This is a genomic window from Enterobacter asburiae (assembly GCF_001521715.1).
Classification (GTDB): Bacteria; Pseudomonadota; Gammaproteobacteria; order Enterobacterales; family Enterobacteriaceae; genus Enterobacter; species Enterobacter asburiae.
Window position 1 is genome coordinate 4,424,258 of sequence record NZ_CP011863.1, and the last position, 25,001, is coordinate 4,449,258.

Annotated in this window: 17 protein-coding genes; 14 read left to right on the forward strand and 3 right to left on the reverse strand. The window is 56.2% G+C overall.

From position 1 onward, the window contains the following. The first annotated feature begins 314 nt into the window (after positions 1 to 314). Together aas and lplT are read left to right on the forward strand one after the other, a co-directional pair. The gene (gene aas / locus ACJ69_RS21580; RefSeq protein ID WP_059347735.1) at positions 315 to 2,474 is read left to right on the forward strand and encodes a bifunctional acyl-ACP--phospholipid O-acyltransferase/long-chain-fatty-acid--ACP ligase; all 2,160 of its coding nucleotides are present in this window, start codon (positions 315 to 317) and stop codon (positions 2,472 to 2,474) included. Then, on the forward strand, positions 2,467 to 3,660 hold the full coding sequence (gene lplT / locus ACJ69_RS21585; protein WP_045888656.1) for a lysophospholipid transporter LplT: 1,194 nt from the start codon (positions 2,467 to 2,469) through the stop codon (positions 3,658 to 3,660). Before aas ends, lplT begins: the two co-directional genes overlap by 8 nt. A 93-nt stretch (positions 3,661 to 3,753) precedes the next feature. On the opposite strand, the gene ACJ69_RS21590 is transcribed toward lplT, so the two are convergent. The 3 genes from ACJ69_RS21590 to mutH all read right to left on the reverse strand — a co-directional run bounded on the left by ACJ69_RS21590 (position 3,754) and on the right by mutH (position 5,965). Further along, positions 3,754 to 4,794, reverse strand: coding sequence for an NADP(H)-dependent aldo-keto reductase (locus ACJ69_RS21590; protein WP_038417288.1), 1,041 nt, complete (start codon positions 4,792 to 4,794; stop codon positions 3,754 to 3,756). A gap of 131 nt (positions 4,795 to 4,925) precedes the next feature. Next, positions 4,926 to 5,144 (reverse strand): YgdI/YgdR family lipoprotein, encoded by a 219-nt coding sequence (locus tag ACJ69_RS21595; RefSeq protein ID WP_008499668.1) that lies wholly within the window; start codon positions 5,142 to 5,144, stop codon positions 4,926 to 4,928. Between the two features lie 128 nt (positions 5,145 to 5,272). Beyond that, complete coding sequence (gene mutH, locus ACJ69_RS21600; protein WP_059347736.1) at positions 5,273 to 5,965, reverse strand: DNA mismatch repair endonuclease MutH; 693 nt, start codon at positions 5,963 to 5,965, stop codon at positions 5,273 to 5,275. Between the two features lie 683 nt (positions 5,966 to 6,648). On the opposite strand from mutH, the gene rppH reads away from it, so the two are divergent. The 12 genes from rppH to recD all read left to right on the forward strand — a co-directional run bounded on the left by rppH (position 6,649) and on the right by recD (position 24,978). Beyond that, on the forward strand, positions 6,649 to 7,179 hold the full coding sequence (rppH, locus tag ACJ69_RS21605; protein WP_013098553.1) for an RNA pyrophosphohydrolase: 531 nt from the start codon (positions 6,649 to 6,651) through the stop codon (positions 7,177 to 7,179). Between the two features lie 12 nt (positions 7,180 to 7,191). Next, positions 7,192 to 9,438, forward strand: coding sequence for a phosphoenolpyruvate--protein phosphotransferase (ptsP, locus tag ACJ69_RS21610; protein ID WP_023309047.1), 2,247 nt, complete (start codon positions 7,192 to 7,194; stop codon positions 9,436 to 9,438). Between the two features lie 206 nt (positions 9,439 to 9,644). Beyond that, positions 9,645 to 10,520, forward strand: coding sequence for a prolipoprotein diacylglyceryl transferase (gene lgt / locus ACJ69_RS21615; protein WP_023309046.1), 876 nt, complete (start codon positions 9,645 to 9,647; stop codon positions 10,518 to 10,520). A 6-nt stretch (positions 10,521 to 10,526) separates the two neighbouring features. Next, positions 10,527 to 11,321, forward strand: a complete 795-nt coding sequence (gene thyA / locus ACJ69_RS21620; RefSeq protein ID WP_014885081.1) for a thymidylate synthase — start codon at positions 10,527 to 10,529, stop codon at positions 11,319 to 11,321. 184 nt (positions 11,322 to 11,505) lie between these two features. After that, a complete protein-coding gene (locus tag ACJ69_RS21625) occupies positions 11,506 to 11,970 on the forward strand; it encodes a prepilin peptidase-dependent protein (protein ID WP_029740488.1) in 465 nt (154 codons plus the stop codon). Further along, positions 11,961 to 12,521 carry a prepilin peptidase-dependent protein gene (locus ACJ69_RS21630; RefSeq protein ID WP_029740489.1) on the forward strand — a complete coding sequence of 187 codons (561 nt, stop codon included), beginning with the start codon at positions 11,961 to 11,963 and terminating at the stop codon, positions 12,519 to 12,521. The genes ACJ69_RS21625 and ACJ69_RS21630 overlap by 10 nt, the downstream gene beginning before the upstream one ends. After that, positions 12,518 to 12,919 carry a DUF2509 family protein gene (locus ACJ69_RS21635; protein WP_029740490.1) on the forward strand — a complete coding sequence of 134 codons (402 nt, stop codon included), beginning with the start codon at positions 12,518 to 12,520 and terminating at the stop codon, positions 12,917 to 12,919. The genes ACJ69_RS21630 and ACJ69_RS21635 overlap by 4 nt, the downstream gene beginning before the upstream one ends. Continuing rightward, complete coding sequence (locus ACJ69_RS21640) at positions 12,904 to 13,227, forward strand: prepilin-type N-terminal cleavage/methylation domain-containing protein (RefSeq protein ID WP_023309042.1); 324 nt, start codon at positions 12,904 to 12,906, stop codon at positions 13,225 to 13,227. The genes ACJ69_RS21635 and ACJ69_RS21640 overlap by 16 nt, the downstream gene beginning before the upstream one ends. Positions 13,228 to 13,239: 12 nt before the next feature. Further along, positions 13,240 to 16,614, forward strand: a complete 3,375-nt coding sequence (gene recC / locus ACJ69_RS21645; RefSeq protein WP_059347737.1) for an exodeoxyribonuclease V subunit gamma — start codon at positions 13,240 to 13,242, stop codon at positions 16,612 to 16,614. A 140-nt stretch (positions 16,615 to 16,754) separates the two neighbouring features. Next, entirely contained in the window at positions 16,755 to 19,622 is a 2,868-nt protein-coding gene (gene ptrA / locus ACJ69_RS21650; RefSeq protein ID WP_059347738.1) for a pitrilysin, read from the forward strand. Next, a complete protein-coding gene (gene recB, locus ACJ69_RS21655) occupies positions 19,619 to 23,161 on the forward strand; it encodes an exodeoxyribonuclease V subunit beta (protein WP_059347739.1) in 3,543 nt (1,180 codons plus the stop codon). Before ptrA ends, recB begins: the two co-directional genes overlap by 4 nt. Beyond that, on the forward strand, positions 23,158 to 24,978 hold the full coding sequence (gene recD, locus ACJ69_RS21660) for an exodeoxyribonuclease V subunit alpha (protein WP_059347740.1): 1,821 nt from the start codon (positions 23,158 to 23,160) through the stop codon (positions 24,976 to 24,978). The genes recB and recD overlap by 4 nt, the downstream gene beginning before the upstream one ends. Positions 24,979 to 25,001: the final 23 nt, after the last annotated feature.

Below are 25,001 nucleotides of genomic sequence, written 5' to 3' on the forward strand. Positions count from 1 at the left end.
TACGCAGGTTTTTTTTTGCCTGAAAGTTCAACCTGTAACAGCAATAGAAAATATTCACACCTGGTTGCACTTCGGCTCATTCCCTTGCGTTTTCCTGCTGGCGAAGCGCAGGTCGAACGACCACAATCAAGATCCCAGAGGTATTGATTGGTGAGAATTCTTAGTACGGTTTCGTACTCATCTCTTGCACCAACCTGCGCGGATGCGCAGGTTTTTTTTCGCCTCCACTTTTGCTGTCGCTCCCGTATCACTTCTCGTGTAATCTGCCACCATTTACTATCAACCCTCCACACTGGCTGGCAAATGGAGTTGAGATGCTATTTGGGTTCTTCCGTACACTGTTCCGCATTCTTTTTCGCATCCGCGTCACTGGCGATGCCCAGGCGCTTCGCGGCGAACGCGTTCTCATCACGCCAAATCATGTTTCCTTTATAGACGGCATTCTGCTGGCGCTATTTTTACCCGTGCGCCCGGTGTTTGCGGTCTATACCTCTATCAGCCAGCAGTGGTACATGCGCTGGCTCACGCCGCTGATTGATTTTGTGCCGCTCGATCCGACAAAACCGATGATGATTAAGCATCTGGTGCGTCTGGTTGAGCAGGGGCGTCCGGTGGTTATTTTCCCGGAAGGGCGTATTTCAGTGACCGGTTCGCTGATGAAAATCTACGACGGCGCGGGGTTTGTTGCTGCGAAATCAAAAGCGACCGTGGTGCCGCTGCGCATTGAAGGTGCCGAGCTAACGTATTTCAGTCGCCTGAAAGGGCTGGTAAAGCAGCGTCTGTTCCCAAAAATCACGCTGCATATTCTGCCGCCCACGTCGTTACCAATGCCGGACGCGCCGCGTGCCCGCGATCGCCGTAAAATCGCCGGGGAAATGCTGCATCAGATTATGATGGAAGCGCGCATGGCCGTGCGCCCGCGCGAAACGCTGTATGAATCTCTGCTTTCCGCGCAGCACCGCTATGGTGCGAAGAAAAACTGCATCGAAGACATCAACTTTACCCCGGATACCTATCGCAAGCTGCTGACTAAGACCCTGTTTGTGGGCCGCATTCTTGAGAAGTACAGCAAAAAGGGCGAAAAGATTGGCCTGATGCTGCCTAACGCGGGCATCAGCGCGGCGGTGATTTTTGGTGCGGTTTCCCGGGGGCGCATCCCGGCAATGATGAACTACACGGCGGGCGTGAAAGGGCTGACCAGCGCCATCACCGCGGCCCAGATTAATACCGTCTTTACCTCTCGTCAGTTCCTGGACAAAGGCAAGCTCTGGCATCTTCCCGAGCAGCTCACTCAGGTGCGCTGGGTCTTCCTTGAGGATCTGAAAGCGGACGTAACCACCGGCGACAAGCTGTGGATTTTTGCTCACCTGCTGATGCCGCGTCTGGCGCAGGTCAAACAGCAGCCGGAAGATGACGCGATTATCCTCTTCACGTCGGGATCGGAGGGCAACCCGAAAGGCGTCGTCCACAGCCACAAGAGCATTCTGGCGAACGTTGAGCAGATCAAAAGCATTGCCGACTTTACCGCGGATGACCGTTTTATGTCGGCGCTGCCGCTGTTCCACTCCTTTGGCCTGACGGTGGGGCTGTTTACGCCGCTGCTGACCGGCGCAGAAGTATTCCTCTATCCAAGCCCGCTGCATTACCGCATTGTGCCGGAGCTGGTGTATGACCGTAACTGTACCGTGCTGTTCGGCACCTCAACCTTCCTGGGCAACTACGCGCGTTTTGCTAATCCCTACGATTTCTATCGCGTGCGGTATGTGGTGGCCGGTGCGGAAAAACTGCAGGAGAGCACGCGTCAGATCTGGCAGGACAAGTTTGGCCTGCGCATTCTCGAAGGCTATGGCGTTACCGAGTGTGCTCCCGTGGTCTCGATTAACGTACCGATGGCGGCAAAACCGGGTACGGTGGGCCGAATTCTGCCGGGGATGGACGCGCGTCTGCTGGCCGTGCCGGGCATTGAGGACGGTGGCCGTCTGCAGCTGAAAGGGCCAAACGTGATGAACGGTTATCTGCGCGTAGAAAACCCAGGCGTGCTGGAGGTGCCAACGGCGGAAAACATCAACGGCGAGATTGAAACCGGCTGGTACGACACCGGTGATATTGTCCGTTTTGATGAACAAGGCTTTGTACAGATTCAGGGACGCGCGAAGCGCTTCGCCAAAATCGCCGGTGAAATGGTCTCTCTGGAAATGGTTGAGCAGCTGGCGACGGCCGTGTCCGCGGATAAGATGCATGCGACGGTGGTGAAGAGTGATGCCAGCAAAGGCGAGGCGCTGGTGCTGTTTACGACCGACGCTGAGCTTAAGCGCGACAGGTTACTGAGCTATGCGCGTGAACACGGTATCCCTGAACTGGCGGTGCCGCGCGATATTCGCTTCCTGAAGCAGCTCCCGGTGCTGGGTAGCGGGAAACCCGATTTCGTGACCCTGAAAGGCATGGTTGAAGAGGCGGAACAGCAAAATGCGTGAGTCAGTACACACTAACACATCGCTCAGATCGAAAGGCATGATGGCCGTTATCGCCGCACAGTTTCTCTCTGCGTTCGGTGATAACGCGCTGTTGTTTGCCACTCTGGCGCTGCTGAAAGCCGAGTTTTACCCCGACTGGAGCCAGCCGATCCTGCAGATGGTGTTTGTGGGCGCTTACATTATCTTTGCTCCGTTCGTCGGGCAGGTGGCGGACAGTTTCCCGAAAGGCCGGGTGATGATGTTTGCCAACGGCCTCAAGCTGCTGGGTGCCGCCAGCATTTGCTTTGGCTTCAACCCGTTTATTGGCTACACGCTGGTGGGCATTGGTGCCGCCGCCTACTCCCCAGCGAAGTATGGCATTCTCGGAGAGCTGACCACGGGCGATAAGCTGGTGAAAGCCAACGGCCTGATGGAGTCGTCAACCATCGCCGCAATCCTGCTCGGTTCCGTCGCGGGCGGCGTACTGGCCGACTGGCACGTCCTGGCGGCACTGGGCATCTGCGCGGTGGTGTATGGCGGGGCAGTTGTGGCGAACCTGTTTATTCCTAAGTTACCAGTGGCTCGCCCGGGGCAATCCTGGCGCTTTAAACCGATGACCGGCAGTTTCTTTACCGCCTGTCGCGTGCTGTGGCGTAACGGAGAAACGCGTTTCTCCCTGATGGGAACCAGTATGTTTTGGGGGGCGGGCGTCACGCTGCGTTTCCTGCTGGTGCTGTGGGTGCCGGTGGCGCTGGGGATTACTGACAACGCGACGCCGACCTATCTTAACGCGATGGTGGCCATCGGCATTGTGGTGGGAGCAGGTGCGGCGGCGAAGCTGGTGACGCTCGAGACGGTAGCACGCTGCATGCCCGCAGGGATCCTGATTGGCGTCGTGGTGCTTATTTTCTCGCTGCAACATGCATTATTGCCTGCGTATGTCCTCCTCATCCTGATTGGTATTCTGGGCGGTTTCTTCGTGGTACCGCTGAACGCGTTGCTGCAGGAACGTGGTAAGCAGACCGTCGGGGCGGGGAACGCTATCGCGGTACAAAACCTGGGTGAAAACCTGGCGATGCTGCTAATGCTGGGGCTCTACTCGCTGGCGGTAAAAGTCGGTGTGCCGGTGGTGGGGATTGGCGTCGGGTTTGGCGGGCTGTTTGCGCTGGCGATTGCGGGATTGTGGGTCTGGCAGCGTCGGCGCTGATAAGTGCGGCCTGATGCCCTCACCCCGGCCCTCTCCCACAGGGAGAGGGAGCAAACCCTAAAAACGGCAACGTGCGTTGCCGTTTTGCTTTTATTACGGTGCAGGATACGTATAAACCTGATGTACCGCTTCAATCTCCGCTAACACCTCTTCACTCAGGTTCAGGTGGAAACTCTCAATATTGGTTTTCAACTGTTCCATCGTGGTCGCGCCCAGCAGGGTGCTGGCAACAAACGGCTGACGACGCACGAAGGCCAGCGCCATCTGCGCAGGGTCAAGACCGTGACGCTTTGCGATATCCACATAGGCGGCAACGGCTTTCTGCGTCTGCTCGCCGCTGTAGCGGGTAAAGCGGCTAAAGAGGGTATTTCGCGCCCCGGCCGGTTTCGCGCCGTTCAGGTATTTCCCCGTCAGCGTGCCAAAGCCGAGACAGGAATAGGCGAGCAGTTCCACTTCTTCATACTGCGTCACTTCGGCCAGACCCACCTCATAGCTACGGTTAAGCAGGCTGTATGGGTTCTGGATGGTGACGATACGCGGCAGATCGTGTTTATCCGCCAGGTGCAGATAGCGCATTACGCCAAAGGCAGTTTCGTTAGAGACGCCAATGTAGCGGATTTTTCCCGCGCGCTGGCACTCGGTCAGCGCTTCCAGCGTTTCCAGCAGCGTTACGGCGGGGGCGCTCTCATTCCAGCTGTAGCCGAGCTTACCAAAGCAGTTGGTTGGGCGCTGCGGCCAGTGCACCTGATACAGGTCGAGGTAGTCGGTTTGCAGGCGCTTCAGGCTGGCGTCCAGTGCGGCGCGGATATTCTTACGATCGAGGATCTGATTCGGGCGGATCCCGGTATCGTTGTTGCGCGCGGGACCACTGACTTTGGAGGCAATCACCAGCTTTTCACGGTTGCCGTGTTTTGCCAGCCAGTTACCGACGTAGGTTTCGGTAAGTCCCTGCGTTTCCGGACGTGGCGGGACAGGGTACATCTCCGCGACATCAATCAGGTTAATCCCCTGGCTGACGGCGTAATCGAGTTGTGCATGGGCATCGGCTTCGCTGTTTTGTTCACCAAATGTCATCGTGCCCAACCCCAGTTGGCTTATTTCCAGAGCGCTGTGGGGGATACGGTGATAATGCATAGCCGGCTTCCTCAGTAGACTTATAGACCGCGTCAGGGCGTGCCCGACAAAGGAATATAAACATGGCAGAGGGGAAGCAAAAGGGGAAGAAAAAAATCAAAAAGGCCAGCAAGCGACTGACCTCTCTCTGTTTATCGCTCGATAATTTGCGATACTTCGTCGCGATTGATCTGCATTTTATTGCCTTCCTGGTCGCGGTAGCTGACCAGACCGGTATCATCGTCGACTTCGGGTTTGCCGTCGGTCAGGATCATTCGACCGTCTTTTGTCGCCATAACGTAATCGCTGCTACAGCCCGATACGGCAAACGCTAAACCGACTGCTGAAACTAACACTGCCCATTTTTTCATCGTTATCGTCCTCATCTGGCGCGTATCAAATCATAATCTAGTATTAACCCGATATGGCGACTTGAGGAAGCGGTAAAATCTTAAAAAGCAGTCGATTATGTTTGAGAGCTCGCAAAATAAGTAAAAAACTATGTTTTTAACAGGAAATGACGTGCCAGGAGCGCGCCGGTGAAATTCTTTTTGAGATAAAAGCCGCGCGGCAGCGTCAGTATCGGCTCGCCCCGCGCGCCGATTGCCTCGGTAAGCGCTTTGCTGTTGGCCGCTTTCGGGCGCAGCTGTAATACTTCTCCGTGTCGGGCGGTGATGCGCTCTACCTGCCCAAGCACAATCATGTCCATCAGCTCCTCCCAGTCCAGCCGCAGCTGTTGCTCCTCATCGTCGTTCGGGCTCCAGAGCAGCGGCGCGCCAATGCGACGCTCAGCCAGGGGGATCTGACGCTCACCTTCGACCGGCACCCACAACACGCGCTTCAGCTTGTGGCGCACGTGGCTGGTTTCCCACGTCACGCCGGTGTTGCCGGTTAATGGCGCTACGCAGACGAAGGTGGTCTCAAGGGGCTTGCCCTGGCTGTCTATGGGGATGGTTTTTAACTCCACGCCAAGCGCTGCAAAATCCTGCTCGGGTTTGCTCCCTGCGCTGGCGCCCAGCCACAGCTCAAGCAGCATGCCGATCCAGCCTTTATCCCTTTTCAGATCCTTCGGGATCTGAAGCCCTGCCATTGCCGCCAGCTCGCCAAGCGAAAAGCCTGCCAGACGCTGTGCCTGCTGTAGCAACTGGCCCTCGCTGGACGGCGGCGAGAGCAAGGGTGTAAGCGGATGCATGAAGGTAACCTTTTGATTAAAAAATAAACGAAGAAATTGTCCCCTGTGGATAGAGTTTAACTATTTCTGTACCAATATTCCATGTATATGATTTATAGGTTTTTTTATTCTTTTGAAATCGTTTCACCAGACTCAGAAAACCGGTTGTTCAAATCTGGTCACTGACAATGAACAGGATCTTACACCATGTTATCCACAGAAAAATGGGATAACTGGGCATAACCCTGACTACTGTTTCAATTTACAGCCTTGACGTGCGATGAAAATCGAATTTTCAAACAAATTGTGACTAACTTATTGGCACAATCTGTGGATAAAACCGACGCTGTTCGATCTTTCATCAGCACGACGATCCCTGATGTGATGATCGTCACGCTATTCTGTTTTTTGTGCATAAAAATACATTTAACTTTATGAAAAATATTGGATTATTTAAATGACGCGAAAGCGTTGGTAAGGCAGGGTTTGAGGTTGTTCATCGGTAATCAGACACTTCTTCACAACTATATCCACAGAAAAGGTGAATAAAATTCCCTTCACTGCCTCTCATCTGTTTATAACTCAGCACTTATTTGTGAGTTATTCAAATGTTATTAGGTTGCATCCCTGTAAGAGAGTGGTTTACCGCCTCCCTGTAGTGTGAAACAATCATTCATATATAAGGTTTAGTTTGGGGTAGTCCGGTGATTGATGACGATGGCTACCGCCCGAACGTAGGAATAGTAATTTGTAATCGTCAGGGCCAGGTAATGTGGGCCCGGCGATATGGTCAGCACTCCTGGCAGTTCCCGCAAGGCGGGATCAATCCGGGAGAGTCCCCAGAACAAGCGATGTACCGGGAGCTTTTTGAAGAGGTCGGTTTAAGCCGAAAAGATGTTCGCATCCTGGCTTCGACCCGCAACTGGTTGCGTTACAAGTTACCGAAACGTTTGGTGCGTTGGGACACAAAGCCGGTTTGTATCGGCCAGAAACAGAAGTGGTTTCTGTTGCAGTTGGTGGGCAACGATTCAGACATCAATATGCAAACCAGCAGTACGCCGGAGTTCGATGGCTGGCGCTGGGTGAGCTATTGGTATCCTGTTCGTCAGGTCGTGTCATTTAAACGCGATGTTTACCGTAGGGTGATGAAAGAGTTTGCAAGTGTGGTAATGCAGCTTCAGGAGATCCCGCCTAAGCCGCAGAGCGCACCTGCCTGGCGACGTAAAAGAGGTTAAGCTACGCAAATCATGCTCACCCGCTTGCGAGAAATAGTCGAGAAGGTGGCCAGTGCTCCGCGTCTGAACGAGGCGCTGAATATTCTGGTCACTGACATCTGTCTTGCGATGGAGACCGAGGTCTGTTCGGTGTATCTGGCCGACCACGATCGGCGCTGCTATTACCTGATGGCGACCCGTGGTTTAAAAAAACCACGTGGACGCACCGTCACGCTCGCATTTGATGAAGGTATCGTGGGTCTGGTTGGGCGGCTGGCTGAACCCATCAACCTTGCTGATGCGCAAAAACACCCCAGCTTTAAATACATCCCTTCCGTAAAAGAAGAGCGCTTCCGCGCTTTCCTTGGCGTGCCGATTATCCAGCGTCGCCAGCTGCTCGGCGTGCTGGTTGTCCAGCAGCGCGAGCTACGTCAGTACGATGAAAGCGAAGAGTCTTTCCTCGTCACGCTGGCCACGCAGATGGCGGCGATCCTCTCCCAGTCCCAGCTTGCCGCGCTCTTTGGTCAATATCGCCATACGCGCATTCGCGCTCTTCCGGCATCGCCAGGCGTAGCGATTGCGGAAGGCTGGATGGACGCCACGCTGCCGCTGATGGAGCAGGTTTACGAAGCCTCAACGCTTGATGAAGCGCTTGAGCGCGAGCGTCTTACCGCCGCGCTGGAAGAGGCGGCGAACGAATTTCGTCGTTACAGCAAGCGCTTTGCCGCAGGCGCACAGAAAGAGACGGCGGCCATCTTCGACCTCTATTCGCACTTGCTCTCCGACGCGCGTCTGCGTCGTGAGCTGTTTGCGGAGGTGGATAAAGGCTCGGTCGCAGAGTGGGCGGTTAAGAAGGTCATCGAAAAATTTGCCGACCAATTTGCGGCACTGACCGACGGTTACCTGAAAGAACGGGCTGGCGATCTCCGCGCTCTGGGACAGCGTCTGCTGTTTCATCTCGATGACACCATTCAGGGGCCGAATGCCTGGCCAAAACGGTTTGTTCTGGTCGCCGATGAGCTCTCGGCAACGACGCTGGCTGAACTGCCTCAGGACAGGCTGGCCGGTGTGGTGGTGCGCGATGGTGCCGCCAACTCACACGCCGCCATTATGGTGCGCGCGCTGGGTATCCCAACCGTTATGGGAGCGGATATCCAGCCGTCGGTACTGCACCGCCGTACGCTGGTGGTTGACGGCTATCGCGGTGAGCTGCTGGTCGATCCTGAGCCGGTTCTGCTCCAGGAATACCAGCGCCTTATCAGCGAAGAGAATGAATTAAGCAAGCTGGCGGAGGATGACGTTAACCTGCCCGCACAGCTTAAGAGCGGAGAGCGGATCAAAGTCATGCTCAACGCCGGTTTAAGCCCTGAGCATGAAGAAAAGCTTGGCAGCCGCATCGACGGTATTGGTCTATACCGTACTGAAATCCCGTTCATGCTGCAGAGCGGTTTCCCCTCCGAAGAGGAGCAGGTGGCGCAGTATCAGGGGATGTTGCAGATGTTTAACGACAAACCTGTCACCCTGAGAACCCTCGATGTCGGCGCGGATAAACAGCTGCCCTATATGCCGATCAGCGAAGAAAACCCGTGCCTGGGCTGGCGTGGGATCCGCATTACGCTCGATCAGCCGGAGATCTTCCTGATCCAGGTGCGTGCAATGCTGCGCGCCAACGCGGCGACGGGCAATCTCAGCATCTTACTCCCGATGGTCACCAGCATTGATGAGATCGACGAGTCCCGGCGACTGATCGAACGTGCAGGCCGTGAAGTGGAAGAGATGATCGGCTATGCGATCCCGAAACCACGGATCGGTGTGATGCTTGAAGTGCCGTCTATGGTCTTTATGCTGCCGCAGCTGGCAAACCGTGTTGATTTTATCTCTGTCGGCACGAACGACCTGACGCAATATATTCTGGCCGTCGACCGTAACAATACGCGTGTCGCCAGTATCTACGACAGCCTGCATCCGGCGATCATTCGCGCGTTAGCGATGATTGCCCGTGAAGCGGAACAGTACGGCATTGATTTACGCCTGTGCGGTGAAATGGCCGGGGATTCAATGTGCGTTGCGATCCTGATTGGTCTGGGATACCGCCATCTGTCGATGAACGGTCGCGCTGTCGCTCGCGTGAAGTACCTGCTGCGGCATATTGACATCAATGATGCCCGCGAGCTGGCTGAACGCAGCCTTGACGCGCAGCTGGCAGCAGAGGTTCGTCATCAGGTCGCGGCGTTTATGGAACGGCGCGGTATGGGCGGCCTGATCCGCGGCGGCCGCTAATTTGCATTTCTCCCTCTCCCCGTGGGAGAGGGCTGGGGTGAGGGCATCAGGCCGCACAATACCCTATACACATCTTTTACATCTCTGGCGCATCCTCCTCGCCCGCCTTGTGCTATGATTCGCAACTTTGGAGCCTCTGCTTACGGCAGAATCGCATTTCTACCGCTGTCCACTTTCAGCGGAATAACAACATCTTGTGGTGACAGATGAACAGTGGTTATCTGCATTTTCCGGAATTTGATCCGGTCATTTTCTCAGTAGGACCTGTTTCGCTTCACTGGTACGGTCTGATGTACCTGGTGGGCTTCATTTTTGCCATGTGGCTCGCTGGCCGTCGCGCCAGTCGTCCGGGCAGCGGCTGGACGAAAAACGAAGTTGAAAACCTGCTCTATGCGGGCTTCCTCGGCGTGTTCCTCGGTGGCCGTATTGGGTACGTGCTGTTCTATAACTTCCCGGTATTCCTGAATGACCCACTCTATCTGTTCCGCGTGTGGGACGGCGGCATGTCCTTCCACGGCGGCCTGATTGGGGTTATCCTGGTGATGGTGATTTTTGCCAAACGCACCAAACGCAACTTCTTCCAGGTTTCAGATTTTATCGCACCGCTGATCCCGTTTGGTCTCGGCGCTGGCCGTCTGGGTAACTTTATCAACGGTGAGCTGTGGGGCCGCGTCGACCCGAGCGTGCCGTACACGATGCTCTTCCCGGGCTCCCGCGCAGAAGATATCGCGCTGCTGCCATCACACCCGGAGTGGCAGTCCATTTTCGATACCTACGGCGTTCTGCCGCGCCATATGTCTCAGCTGTACGAGCTGGCGCTGGAAGGCGTGGTGCTGTTTATCATCCTCAACCTGTTTATCCGTAAACCGCGTCCGATGGGCGCTGTCTCCGGCCTGTTCCTGATTGGCTACGGCGCATTCCGTATTATCGTCGAGTTCTTCCGTCAGCCAGACGCACAGTTTACCGGCGAATGGGTACAGTACATCAGCATGGGGCAGATCCTCTCCATTCCGATGATTGTCGCGGGTGCCATTATGATGATTTGGGCGTATCGTCGTCGTCCACAGCAACAAATTTCCTGAGGAACCATGAAACAGTATCTTGAATTGATGAAAAAAGTGCTCGACGAGGGCACGCCGAAAAACGACCGCACCGGCACCGGTACGCTCTCCATTTTTGGCCACCAGATGCGCTTCAATCTGCAAGAAGGCTTCCCACTGGTGACGACAAAGCGCTGCCATCTGCGCTCGATCATTCATGAACTGCTCTGGTTCCTGCAAGGCGATACCAACGTTGCGTATCTGCACGAAAATAACGTCTCAATCTGGGACGAATGGGCAGATGAAAATGGCAACCTGGGCCCGGTTTACGGCAAGCAGTGGCGCGCCTGGCCAACGCCTGATGGTCGCCATATTGACCAGATCACCACCGTGATGAACCAGCTGAAAAACGATCCGGACTCGCGCCGAATCATCGTTTCCGCCTGGAACGTCGGCGAGCTGGATAAAATGGCGCTGGCACCGTGCCATGCGTTCTTCCAGTTCTATGTGGCGGATGGAAAGCTTTCCTGTCAGCTCTACCAGCGCTCCTGTGACGTGTTCCTCGGCCTGCCGTTTAACATTGCCAGCTATGCGCTGTTGGTCCACATGATGGCGCAGCAGTGCGATCTGGAAGTGGGTGATTTTGTCTGGACCGGTGGGGACACCCATCTTTACAGCAACCATATGGAACAGACGCATCTCCAGCTGACCCGCGAACCGCGTGCGCTGCCGAAGCTGATTATCAAGCGCAAACCGGCATCAATCTTCGATTATCGCTTTGATGATTTCGAGATTGAGGGCTATGACCCGCATCCGGGCATCAAAGCGCCTGTCGCTATCTGATGCGATAAAGCGTGACACAACCGGTGCTCTTTAGCGCCGGTTTTTTTTCGCCTTTATCCCGTTTCCCGAAGCGCTATCCAGAAAGCGTGCAACGCGCTGCAACACTCTCAATTCTCCGGATAACGCCTCGTAAAACGAGGATCCGTCGCTCGTCATCTTCACGGCGCTTCGCCACACTCCCGGTATGAAAAAAGAGAACGGTTTTACGCTTATCGAAACGCTGGTCGCGATTTCGCTTGTCGTTATCCTCAGCGCCTCTGGGCTGTACGGCTGGGACAGCTGGCAGCGGCAGCAGCGGCTATGGCAAACCGCCAGTCAGGTGCGAGATTACCTGCTGTTTCTGCGCAATCATGCCAACCGCTACAACCGCGACCATCAAATTACCCGTCTGCGGGTGGGAGGCATGGATTGTCTGGTGAGCTCTGCCGCGCAAGGCTGTGAGAAGGGCAGTCCCTTTGTGCTGATACCACTCTGGCCTGAGGTCGCGATCGGCGAGGTAACACCGTCGCTCGCGTTCTATGGATTAAAGGATACGGCATGGGCAGGGCGAATACGCGTTCAAAGCCGCGCAGGAGAATGGTTGATTATTGTCTCAAATGGAGGACGAATCAGGATGTGTAAGGTCTCTGCGGGAGGTTCATGTCGATGAAGCAGCGAGGTTTCTCACTGACTGAAGTTCTGATTGCAACAGTGATTAGCAGCCTTTTACTGATAAGCGCATCGCGTTTTTTACCCGGCTTGCAGCGGGCGGTCTTAGTGCAATCTGGCCAGAGACAACTGGAGGAAGAGGTCTGGCACCATCTGTTTGCCATGGGCAAACAGCTTCAGCGTGCGGGGTACTGCGCGGGAAACTGTCAGGGACAGGCGCTGATGACAGCCAGGCAAGGAAGTTGCGTCATTGTGCGGTGGGATGCCAACAGTAACGGCAGCTGGGATAACAGCGCATCAGAAAATGACAGCACCGGTTTTCGACTGGAGTCTGGTGCGCTTGAAACCCAGCGTGGAGCGACCTCATGTGAAGGAAAAGGATGGGAAAAGCTCACGGACCCGGACATGCTTACGATCGCGCATTTTGTGGTGAGAAAAGTGGAGCATGCCGGTTTTGCGCCAGAGGTGAATATCGAACTGGCGGCGATTCATAAAGGCGAGCAGGGGGAGCCCTGGCAGGCGTTGTATACGGTCACGGGGTACAACCTGTGAATCGTCAACGCGGAATGTCTTCGCTGGCGTTGGTTCTGCTTTTACTGGTGCTCGGTACCCTGATCCTCACGGGTCTCAATCAGCAGCTCACAACCTTTAGCGCGCTCGTCGGCGGTGAGAGCCGTTCGCTTCAGCAGCAGGCGACGGTGCAGTCCGCGCTTGAGTGGGGACGAGTTCAGAGCTGGTCGTCAGAGACACAGGTTCAGTGCAAAAAGACACCGGCGTGGCGAGTGTGTTTGCGCCAGCTGAGTGGGGCGCGTGTGCTGCTGATTGCCGGAGACAGCGGCCTGCTGCTCTGGCGCGCAGGAGAAATTGTCGACGGGAAAGTTCGCTTTTCGCCTCACGGCTGGAGTGATTTTTGTCCCCTTAAGGAGAGCGCGTTATGCCAGCTGCCGTGAACAGAGAAAAAGGGTTTAGCATGGTTGAGGTACTGCTGGCGATGATGCTGCTGGTTATCGTCGTGACGGCTCTGTCGGGTTATCACCGGGCTCTGGCGGCGCGGTTTACCCTATTTAATCAGTATCGCCAGCTCTGGCACCATGCCTGGAATCAGTCTCAGCTCTCAACAAATGTTCTCCCGGCAGGCTGGCAGGCCAGTCGGGGGCAGACAACGCACGCAGGATGTGTCAGCATCACGGTCACACTTATTTCTCCTCTGGGGCGGCGCGGTGAGATAACGCGCCTGCATTGCCCGGTTAGCCAGTAGTCGGGAGCGTCTATGTTAAGGGTCTACCACTCAAATCGTCTGGATGTGCTGGAAGCGCTGATGGAATTTATCGTTGAGCGCGAGCGGCTTGACGATCCTTTTGAGCCTGAAATGGTGCTGGTGCAGAGCACCGGTATGGCACAGTGGCTGCAAATGTCGCTTTCCCGTAAATTTGGCATAGCCGCAAATATTGATTTCCCGCTCCCCGCGAGCTTTATCTGGGAGATGTTTGTGCGCGTGTTGCCGGACATCCCGGAGCAGAGCGCCTTCAATAAACAAGGCATGAGCTGGAAGCTCATGGCTCTGCTGCCAGAAATGCTGCAGCACGATGAATTCGCCATGCTGCGCCACTACCTCAATGACGATACCGATAAGCGCAAGCTGTTCCAGCTGGCGTCGCGCACCGCCGATCTCTACGACCAATACCTTGTTTACCGTTCTGACTGGTTAATTCGTTGGGAAGCGGGCGAGCTGGTTGAAGGGCTACCGGAGGCGCAAATATGGCAGGCACCGTTGTGGAAAGCACTGGTAGAGCATACGGAGAAACTTGGGCAGCCTAAGTGGCACCGTGCCAACCTGTACGATCGGTTTATCTCCATACTCGAGAATGCGTCGGAGCGCCCGGCCCGACTGCCGTCACGCGTTTTTATCTGCGGGATATCCGCATTACCGCCTGTTTATCTGAAGGCGTTGAACGCGCTGGGTAAACATATTGATATCCATATTTTGTTCACCAACCCTTGCCGACAGTATTGGGGGGATATCCTCGACGAACGTTGGCTTGCGCGGCTGGTAACTCGCCAACGAAAGCGCCTTTTTGAAGAACGTTCCGTCCCGCTGTTTAAAGACGGCTCGACTGCCGGGCAGCTTTTTGATGAAGACGGTATCCAGAACCTGCCCAATCCACTGCTTGCCTCGTGGGGGAAGCTGGGGCGAGACTACATTCACATGCTTTCAGACATCACTTCATCAGGCGAAGGTGACGTGGATGCCTTTGTCGATATTACCCCGGATAGCCTGCTGCATCATATTCAGCTGGATATCCTCGATCTGGAAAACCATGCCGTGATGGGCGTGACGGCGAACGAATTCGAACGTAGCGACAGCAAGCGCAAGCTGGATGCTGACGATCGCAGCATCACGATCCATGTTTGCCATAGCCCTCAGCGTGAGGTCGAAGTGCTTCACGACCAGCTGCTGGCGATGCTGCAGGACGATCCCGAACTGACGCCACGCGATATTGTGGTGATGGTGGCGGATATCGACAGCTACAGTCCCTTCATTCAGGCTGTCTTTGGTAGTGCGACGGGCGAGCGATATCTGCCTTACGCTATCTCTGACCGTCGTGCCCGCCAGTCGCATCCGGCACTGCAGGCCTTTATCACTCTGCTTTCACTGCCGGATAGCCGCTTTATCTCCGAAGATGTCCTGGCGTTACTGGATGTTCCCGTGCTGGCTGCACGCTTCAGCATCACTGAAGAGGGGCTGCGCTACCTTCGTCAGTGGGTGAACGAATCTGGCGTTCGTTGGGGGATCGATGACGATAACGTTCAGGAGTTCGAACTTCCTCCTACCGGGCAGCACACGTGGCGTTTTGGCCTGACGCGTATGCTGCTGGGCTACGCCATGGAGAGCAGCCAGGGCGAGTGGAATGCGGTGCTGCCTTACGATGAGTCCAGCGGGTTAATAGCTGAACTGGTGGGGCATTTAGCGTCACTCCTGATGCAGCTTAACCGCTGGCGACACGAGCTGATGCAGTCGCGTCCGCTTGAAGCGTGGCTCCCGGTTTGCAGGGCATTGCTTAATGATTTCTTCCTGCCAGACAGTGACACCGAAGCGGCAATGGCACTGATTGAAACGCAGTGGCAGGCGATCATCGATGAAGGCGTGAACTCCCACTATCAGGAGGCAATCCCGCTGTCACTGTTGAGGGATGAGCTGACGCAGCGGCTCGATCAGGAGCGAATCAGCCAGCGTTTCCTGGCTGGCCCCATCAATATCTGCACCCTGATGCCAATGCGTTCTATCCCGTTTAAAGTGGTCTGTCTGCTTGGCATGAACGACGGCGTTTATCCGCGAGCGCTGGCACCGCTGGGGTTCGATTTGATGAGCGCAGATCCAAAACGGGGTGACCGTAGCCGCCGCGATGATGACCGCTACCTCTTCCTTGAGGCGCTCATTTCCGCCCAGAGTAAGCTCTATATCAGCTATATCGGCCGTTCCATTCAGGACAACAGCGAGCGTTTTCCCTCCGTTCTGGTGCAGGAGCTGGTGGACTATATCGGCCAGAGCCACTATCTGCCGGGGGATGAAGAGCGCAACTGCGATGAAAGCGAGCAGAGGGTGAAAGCTCATATCACCTGTTTCCACAGCCGCATGCCGTTTGACCCGGTGAACTACACGGCCAGCGAGCGCCAGAGCTATGCGCAGGAGTGGTTACCGGCAGCGAAAAAGGAGGGGAGTGCGCATACCGACTTCATACAGGAGCTTGACCCGCGCCCTGTCGATACCCTTACCTTCGAACAGCTTCAGCGGTTTTGGGCGCATCCGGTGCGCGCCTTCTTCCAGCAGCGATTGCAGGTCAATTTCCGTTCTGAAGAGAGTGAAATTCCTGATGCAGAGCCCTTTACGCTGGAAGGGCTGGAGCGCTACCAGTTAAACCTGCAGCTGTTGAATGCGCTGGTTGAAGAGGAAGATGCGGACAAACTTTACCGCCGCTACCGTGCTGCAGGACAGCTGCCCTATGGGGCGTTCGGAGAAATTGTGTGGGAGGCGCAGTGTCAGGAGATGACCGCCCTGGCAGAGCGCGTAAGAGAGTGCCGACAGCCAGGAAAAAGCATTGAAATCGATCTCAACTGCAATGGTGTACAGCTCACGGGCTGGTTAACCCAGGTTCAGCCGGACGGGCTGCTGCGCTGGCGACCCTCTATGCTTAGCGTTTCACAGGGTTTGCAACTCTGGCTGGAACATCTTGTCTACAGTGCGGATGGTTATAAAGGTGAAAGTCGGATTTTCGTGCGCAAAGAGGGCGAATGGCGCTTCCCGCCGATGGAGTCTGAGCAGGCGTTACGGTATCTGTCTTTGTATATTGAGGGCTACCGTCAGGGAATGAACAAACCGCTCCTGCTACTGCCGGAAAGTGGCGGGGCCTGGATAAAAGCCTGTTATGACGCACAGAATGATGCGATGTTAACGGATGAGGCGTCACTGCAGAAAGCGCGCAGTAAATTTATGCAGGCCTACGAAGGTAACATGATGGTGCGGGGCGAAGGTGAAGATGTCTGGTATCAGCGTTTATGGCGAACGCTTGAGCCAGAGTACTTTGAGGCCATCACGGAAGAGGCGCAGCGCTACCTGCTGCCGTTGTTTAAATTTAATCAGTCCTGAGCGCTGTATAAAAATTGCGCAGTATGGGGTGTTCATTTATGATGCACTTCTTATCACGGACTGATGTACCCAATAAAGAGATGTTGGCGTGTCCAGCACGCAATGTATTAATGATGTAGCCGTGATAAAGAGGTAGCACCTTGTTTAAAGCGTTTGTTTTGTTTTTCGCCCTCTGGGTACCTGTCACTCAGGCAAACTCCGGTTGGCAACCCGTTCAGGAAACTATTCGTAAAAGCGAAAAAGATACCCGTCAATATCAGGCTATTCGTCTTGATAACGGCATGACTGTGCTGCTGGTTTCCGATCCGCAGGCGGTGAAGTCCCTCTCGGCATTAGTGGTGCCGGTTGGATCGCTGGAAGATCCTGACGCGCATCCTGGACTTGCACACTATCTGGAACATATGACGCTGATGGGGTCAAAAAAATACCCGCAGCCAGATAGCCTGTCCGAATTTTTGAAAATGCATGGCGGCAGCCACAATGCCAGTACGGCACCGTACCGCACGGCCTTTTATCTCGAAGTCGAAAATGATGCGCTGGAAGGCGCGGTCGATCGCCTTGCTGATTCCATCGCCGCCCCCCTGCTGGATAAAAAATATGCCGACCGTGAACGCAATGCCGTCAATGCTGAGTTGACCCTTGCCCGCACGCGAGACGGTATGCGCATGGCCCAGGTCAGCGCCGAAACCATCAACCCTGCGCACCCGGGTTCGCGCTTCTCCGGCGGTAACCTGGAGACGTTAAGCGACAAACCGAACAGCCCGGTGCTTGATGCCCTGCACGCGTTTCGCGATAAATACTACTCCGCCAACCTGATGAAAGCGGTCATCTACAGCAATAAACCGTTGCCGGAACTGGCAGGCATGGCGGCTAAAACGTTTGGCCGGGTGCCGAATAAAAATATCGACCTGCCGCAGATAGACGTACCGGTTGTCACGGATGCGCAAAAAGGGATCGTTATCCACTACGTGCCGGCGCTGCCGCGCAAAGTGCTGCGCGTGGAATTCCGCATCGATAACAACACCGCACAGTTTCGCAGTAAAACCGATGAGCTGGTGACCTACCTGATAGGTAACCGTAGCCCGGGCACGCTTTCTGACTGGCTGCAAAAACAGGGGCTCGTGGAAGGTATTCGCGCCGACTCCGATCCGGTTGTGAACGGCAATAGCGGCGTGCTGGCGATCTCCGCCACCCTGACCGACAAGGGCCTGGCAAACCGTGATGAAGTGGTGGCGGCGATCTTCAGCTACCTCTCTTTACTGCGTGAGAAAGGCGTCGATAAGCGCTACTTTGATGAGCTCGCCCACGTGCTGGATCTCGATTTCCGTTACCCGTCCATTACCCGCGATATGGATTACGTTGAGTGGCTGGCGGATACCATGATCCGCGTGCCGGTGGAACACACCCTCGACGCGGTCAATATTGCCGACCGGTATGACGCCGATGCGGTAAAAGCCCGCCTGGCGATGATGACGCCGGAGAATGCCCGCATCTGGTACATCAGCCCGAACGAACCGCATAACAAGACGGCGTATTTTGTCGATGCCCCTTATCAGGTAGACAAAATCAGCGCGCAGACCTTCGCCGACTGGCAGAAGAAGGCCGGGGAGATTGCGTTGAAGCTGCCGGAGCTGAACCCCTATATTCCGGATGACTTCTCGCTGATCAAAACGACTAAAGATTACCCACACCCGGCGCTGATCGTTGATGAGCCTACCCTGCGCGTGGTGTACACCCCCAGCCGCTACTTCGCAAGCGAGCCAAAGGCCGATGTCAGCGTGGTGCTGCGTAACCCGAAAGCGATGAACAGCGCTAAAAATCAGGTGATGTTCGCGCTCAATGACTATCTCGCCGGGATTGCGCTCGATCAGCTCAGCAACCAGGCGGCCGTGGGCGGGATCAGCTTCTCCACCAACGCCAACAACGGTTTGATGCTCAATGCAAACGGCTATACCCAGCGTTTGCCTCAGCTGTTCCAGGCGCTGCTGGAAGGGTATTTCAGCTACACGCCGACGGAAGAGCAGCTTGAGCAGGCCAAATCATGGTATGCGCAGATGATGGATTCTGCGGAGAAGGGCAAAGCTTACGATCTGGCGCTTATGCCGGCGCAAATGCTGTCACAAGTTCCTTATTTCCAGCGAGAGGACCGCCGCGCGCTGTTGCCTTCGATCACCTTAAAAGACGTGCTGGCTTACCGTGACGCGCTGAAAACCAACACGCGTCCGGAGTTCCTGATCGTCGGCAACATGAGTGAGGATCAGGCCAAAACCCTGGCGGAGAATGTGCGCACTCAGCTCGGTTCGAAAGGCGACGAGTGGTGCCGCAACCAGGACGTGCTGGTTGAGAAAAAACAGAATGTGATTTTTGAAAAGTCGGGTAACAGCACGGATTCCGCGCTGGCCGCGGTATTTGTGCCAACGGGCTATGATGAATTCGCCAGCTCAGCGCAGAGTGCCGTGCTGGGGCAAATTATTCAGCCGTGGTTCTATAACCAGTTACGCACAGAGGAGCAGCTTGGCTACGCGGTGTTTGCCTTCTCCATGAACGTAGGTCGACAGTGGGGGCTGGGTTTCCTGCTGCAAAGCAGCGATAAACAGCCGGCGTATCTCTGGAAGCGTTACCAGGCCTTCTTCCCGCAGGTGGAAGCAAAACTCCGCGCCATGAAGCCGGAAGAGTTTGCGCAGATCCAGCAGGCCGTCATCGCACAGGTGATGCAGCCGCCGCAGACGCTGGGTGAAGAAGCCTCGCAGCTGAGCAAAGATTTCGATCGCGGTAATCTGAAATTTGATTCGCGTGATAAAGTAGTGGCCGAGATAAAACAGCTGACGCCGCAGAAGGTTGCCGACTTCTTCCATCAGGCGGTCATTAAGCCGCAGGGAATCACCATCCTGTCTCAGGTTTCCGGTAGCCAGAACGGGAAAACGGAGTACGTGAACCCGAAAGGCTGGAAAGTCTGGAAGAGCGTCAGCGCGCTGCAGCAATCTATGCCCTGGAGTAAGAAAGAATGACCGATACCGCTGAGTCCCTTGATCCCTTACGTTTACCTCTGCAGGGTGAACGATTGATTGAAGCCTCAGCGGGAACGGGAAAAACCTTCACCATTGCCGCCCTGTACCTGCGTCTGCTGCTGGGGCTTGGCGGCAACGCCGCTTTTCCACGCCCTTTGAGCGTGGAGGAGCTGCTGGTGGTGACCTTCACCGAGGCTGCCACCGCTGAGCTGCGGGGCCGTATTCGCAGCAATATCCACGAGCTGCGCATCGCCTGTCTGCGTCAGAGCACGGATAACCCTCTCTACGCGAGCCTTCTGGAAGAGATTGCCGATAAGCAACAGGCAGCCCAGTGGCTGCTCCTCGCTGAACGGCAGATGGATGAAGCGTCCGTCTTCACCATTCACGGTTTTTGCCAGCGTATGCTGAGCCTGAATGCGTTCGAGTCCGGAATGCTGTTTGAACAGCAGCTCATTGAAGATGAATCCGTGCTTCGCTATCAGGCCTGTGCGGATTTCTGGCGTCGCCACTGCTACCCGTTACAGCGCGATATCGCCGAAGCGGTACATGCCCTGTGGAAGGGTCCGGAGGCGCTGCTGCGCGCTATCGATAGTTATCTGCAGGGTGAAGCGCCGGTCATAAAATCCCCGCCGCCAGCGGATGAAACCCTGGCCTCACGGCATGAAAAAATCATCGCGAGAATTGCCGACATCAAGCAAAAATGGATTGAGTCCGTTGGCGAGATTGACGCAATCATCGAAAATTCCGGGATTGACCGACGCAAGTTTAACCGTGGCAATCAGGGTAAATGGATTGACAAGATCAGCGCCTGGGCGCAGGAAGAGACGCGAGGCTACCAGCTCCCGGACGCGCTGGAGAAATTCTCCCGGCGTTTCCTGGTTGAGCGGACCAAAGCCGACGGCATTGTGCCTGAGCATCCTCTGTTTGTGGCGATTGAAACCCTGCTGGCTGAGCCTTTAACGCTCAACGATCTGATGATTACCCGCGCCATGACGGAAATTCGCGACGCCGTCGCGCGTGAGAAACGCCGCCGGGGTGAACTGGGGTTTGACGATATGCTGAGCCGACTCGATGCGGCGCTGTGCAGTGAAAATGGCGAAGCGCTTGCCGCCGCGATTCGCTCCCGCTTCCCGGTGGCGATGATTGACGAATTTCAGGATACCGACCCTCAACAATACCGCATTTTCCGTCGTATCTGGCGCCAGCAGCCCGGTACCGCGCTGTTGTTAATCGGCGATCCGAAACAGGCCATTTATGCCTTCCGCGGTGCGGATATTTTCACCTACATGAAAGCCCGCAGCGAGGTTGACGCGCACTATACGCTCGACACCAACTGGCGCTCCTCTCCCGGCATGGTGGAAAGCGTCAACGCGCTCTTCAGCCGCATGGATACGGCGTTTATGTTCCGGGAGATCCCGTTTCAGCCGGTAAAATTTGCCGAGAAAAATGCCTCGTTGCGCTTCGAGTTCAACGGCGAGACGCAGCCTGCCATGAACTTCTGGCTGCTGGATGGGGAAGGCTACGGCGTTGCCGACTATCAAAATACGATGGCCCAGCACTGTGCCGCGCAAATCCGCGACTGGCTCAGTGCGGGCGCGCACGGTAAAGCGCTGCTGTGGAAGGGGGATAAACCTGCGCCGGTAAAGGCATCCGATATCACGGTGCTGGTTCGCAGCCGTCAGGAAGCCGCGTTCATCCGCGATGCCCTGACGTTACTTAATATCCCCTCCGTCTATCTCTCAAACCGCGACAGCGTCTTTGAAACGCTGGAAGCGCAGGAGATGCTATGGCTGCTGCAGGCCGTGCTGGCTCCGGAGCGGGAAAGCACGCTGCGTAGCGCATTAGCGAGCGCGATGCTCGGGCTGAACGCGCGGGATATTGATGCGCTCAACAATGACGAAGCCGCGTGGGATGCCGTGGTAGAAGAGTTTGTTCGCTACCGCGAAAAATGGCAGAAGCGCGGCGTGATGGCGATGGTGCGTGAGCTCATGGCGCAGCGCCACATTGCGGAGAATATGCTGGCGACAGCAGGCGGCGAGCGCCGTTTGACCGATATTTTACATATCAGCGAACTGCTGCAGGAAGCCGGTACGCAGCTGGAGAGCGAACACGCTCTGGTACGCTGGCTGGCGCAGCAGATTGCCGATCCGAACAGCAATTCGTCCAGCCAGCAGATGCGCCTTGAGAGTGATAAACATCTGGTGCAGATCGTCACCATTCACAAGTCGAAAGGCCTGGAATATCCGCTGGTCTGGCTGCCGTTTATTGCCAATTATCGCGTACAGGATCAGGCCTTTTACCACGATCGCGAGTCTTTTGAGGCGGTGCTCGATCTCAGCAACGCGGAGTCCAGCGTTGAGCTGGCCGAAGCCGAGCGTCTGGCGGAAGACCTGCGCCTGCTCTACGTAGCGCTGACCCGTTCGGTCTGGCACTGCAGCCTGGGCGTTGCGCCTCTGTTCCGTCGCCGTGGCGAAAAGACCGGGGAGAGCGATTTTCATCTGAGCGCGCTGGGGCGGCTTATTCAGCACGGTGAACCCAAAGACGCGGCAGGCCTGCGCCAGTGCATCGAATCACTTTGCACAGAGCATGTTGCCCTGCATATTCCGTCGCAGCCCGACAACAGCCGCTGGCAGATGCCGGAGCTACGTGAGTCAGCGCTCCATGCCCGCCAGGTAGTACGCACCATTGCCGACGACTGGCGCGTCACCAGCTACTCCGGTTTACAGCAGCACGGGCAGAGTATTGCGCAAGATCTGATGCCAAAACTGGACGTGGATGCCGCAGGAGCCGGTAGCGTACCCGCTGAGCCGGTGCTCACGCCGCACCAGTTTCCGCGCGGCGCCTCGCCGGGCACGTTTTTGCACAGCCTGTTTGAAGAGCTGGATTTTACCCAGCCGGTATCCGAAGAGTGGGTGCTGAAGATGTTACAGAGTGGCGGCTACGATGCGCAGTGGCAGCCGGTTCTCACCGACTGGATCCGCGCTGTACTGCACGCGCCGCTCACGACGCAGGGGATCTCCCTGAACCAGTTGACTGCCAAAGATAAGCAGGTGGAGATGGAGTTTTATCTTCCTATCGCCAGCCCGCTCAGGGCCGAGGCGCTTGATGCCCTGATCCGCGAGTACGATCCGTTATCCGCCGGGTGCCCGCCGCTGAACTTCCGCCAGGTGCAGGGGATGCTCAAAGGCTTTATCGACCTGGTTTTCCGCCACGAAGGGCGCTACTACCTGCTGGACTACAAATCGAACTGGTTGGGTGAAAGCAGCGAAGCCTACACCCAGGACGCGATGGCCTCTGCCATGCAAATGCATCGCTACGATCTGCAGTACCAGCTTTACACCCTGGCGCTGCACCGTTACCTGCGCCATCGCATGGCAGATTACCGCTACGAAACGCATTTTGGCGGCGTCATTTACCTTTTCCTGCGCGGAGTGGATGCAAATGACCCGCGTTCCGGCGTCTTTAGCACGCGTCCGGCAGCGGAACTGATTGAAAAAATGGATAACCTGTTTGCTGCAAGCACGGAGGAGGTGGCATGACGATGCAGGCGCTACTGCTGGACGCGGTTGAACAACGATTACTGCGCCACCTGGATGTGCAGTTCGCCATGATGGTGGCTGGCGAGGAGCCTGCCGTCATGCTTGCCGCCGCCATTCTGAGCAAAGACGCGGGGGAAGGGCACGTATGTCTGCCGCTGTCGCGTCTGGCGGTGGATGAGAAAATGCCTCCGGCTTTACAGGCGTGTTTCGCGCTGCTGGGGGACGCAGTGGACTGGCAGGAGATATTACTCGGCTCGCCTGCCGTGAGCGGAGCCGATACCGGGACGCCAATGATCCTTGTCGGCGAGCGTTTATATCTTAACCGGCTGTGGCGTAACGAACTGACGGTAGCGCGCTTCTTCAGCGAGACCAACGCCCCGCTTCCCTGCGATGAAGCGCAGCTCCGGCAAACGCTGGATACGCTGTTTACCTCTGACGACGCGACAGACTGGCAGAAAGTGGCGGCAGCCGTGGCCTTAACGCGACGGATCTCGGTGATTTCTGGCGGCCCGGGCACCGGGAAAACGACCACTGTGGCAAAACTGCTTGCTGCCCTGATTCAGCTATCGGGTGAGCAAAAGTGCCGTATTCGCCTGGCGGCCCCCACCGGTAAAGCGGCGGCACGTCTGACTGAATCGTTAGGCGGCGCGCTGCAAAAACTGCCGCTAACCGGGGATCAGCTTGCGCTTTTCCCCAATGAAGCCAGCACGCTGCACCGTTTGCTAGGCGCACAGCCGGGTAGCCAGCGTCTGCGCTATCATGCCGGTAACCCACTGCACCTTGATGTTCTGGTAGTGGATGAAGCGTCAATGATTGACCTGACGATGATGTCGCGTTTGATCGATGCGCTACCGCCGCACGCGCGCGTCATTTTCCTCGGCGATCGCGACCAGCTTGCCTCCGTGGAGGCGGGGGCCGTGCTGGGCGATATCTGCACCTATGCCAGCCTGGGATATACCGCGGAACGCGCTCAGGAGTTAGCCCGTCTCACCGGATGTTCGCTCACCTCTGAAAACCATTCGCTTGCAGGGGCGCTGCGCGACAGCCTGTGTCTGCTGCAAAAAAGCTACCGTTTCGGCAGCGACTCCGGCATCGGCCAGCTTGCGGCAGCGGTGAACCGGGGCGACCAGCGCACAACCACTGCGGTATTTGACGGTACCTTTACGGATATTGAGAAAAAATCGCTGCAAAGTGGGGAAGAGTATCAGGCAATGCTGGACGACGCCCTGCAGGGGTACCAGCACTTTCTGACGGGCGTACAACAGCAAAGTACGCCGGAGCAGGTCATTGCCGCGTTTGGCGAGTATCAGCTGCTCTGTGCGCTGAGGGAAGGTCCCTTTGGCGTCCGGGGTCTGAACGACAGGCTGGAACAGCTGCTGGCGCAAAAACGCAAAATTAACCGTACCCCGCACTCGCGCTGGTATGAAGGGCGACCGGTGATGATCTCCCGTAACGACAGCGCGCTGGGATTGTTTAACGGGGATATCGGGATTGCGCTCGACTGCGGTCAGGGCCTGCGCGTCTGGTTCCAGATGCCGGACGGGAGCGTGAAGTCTTTCCAGCCCAGCCGTTTGCCCGAGCATGAAACCGCCTGGGCGATGACGGTGCATAAATCCCAGGGCTCCGAGTTTAACCATGCGGCGCTGATCCTGCCCACGCAGCTTTCACCCGTAATTACCCGCGAGCTGATCTATACCGCCATTACGCGCGCGCGTCAGCGCCTGTCTCTTTATGCCGATGAACGGGTGCTGGTGCAGGCGATCGCCACCCGAACGGAACGCCGAAGCGGGCTGGGCGCGATATTTGAGTCCCTCTGAATGAAAGCCCTCGCCGGACGGTG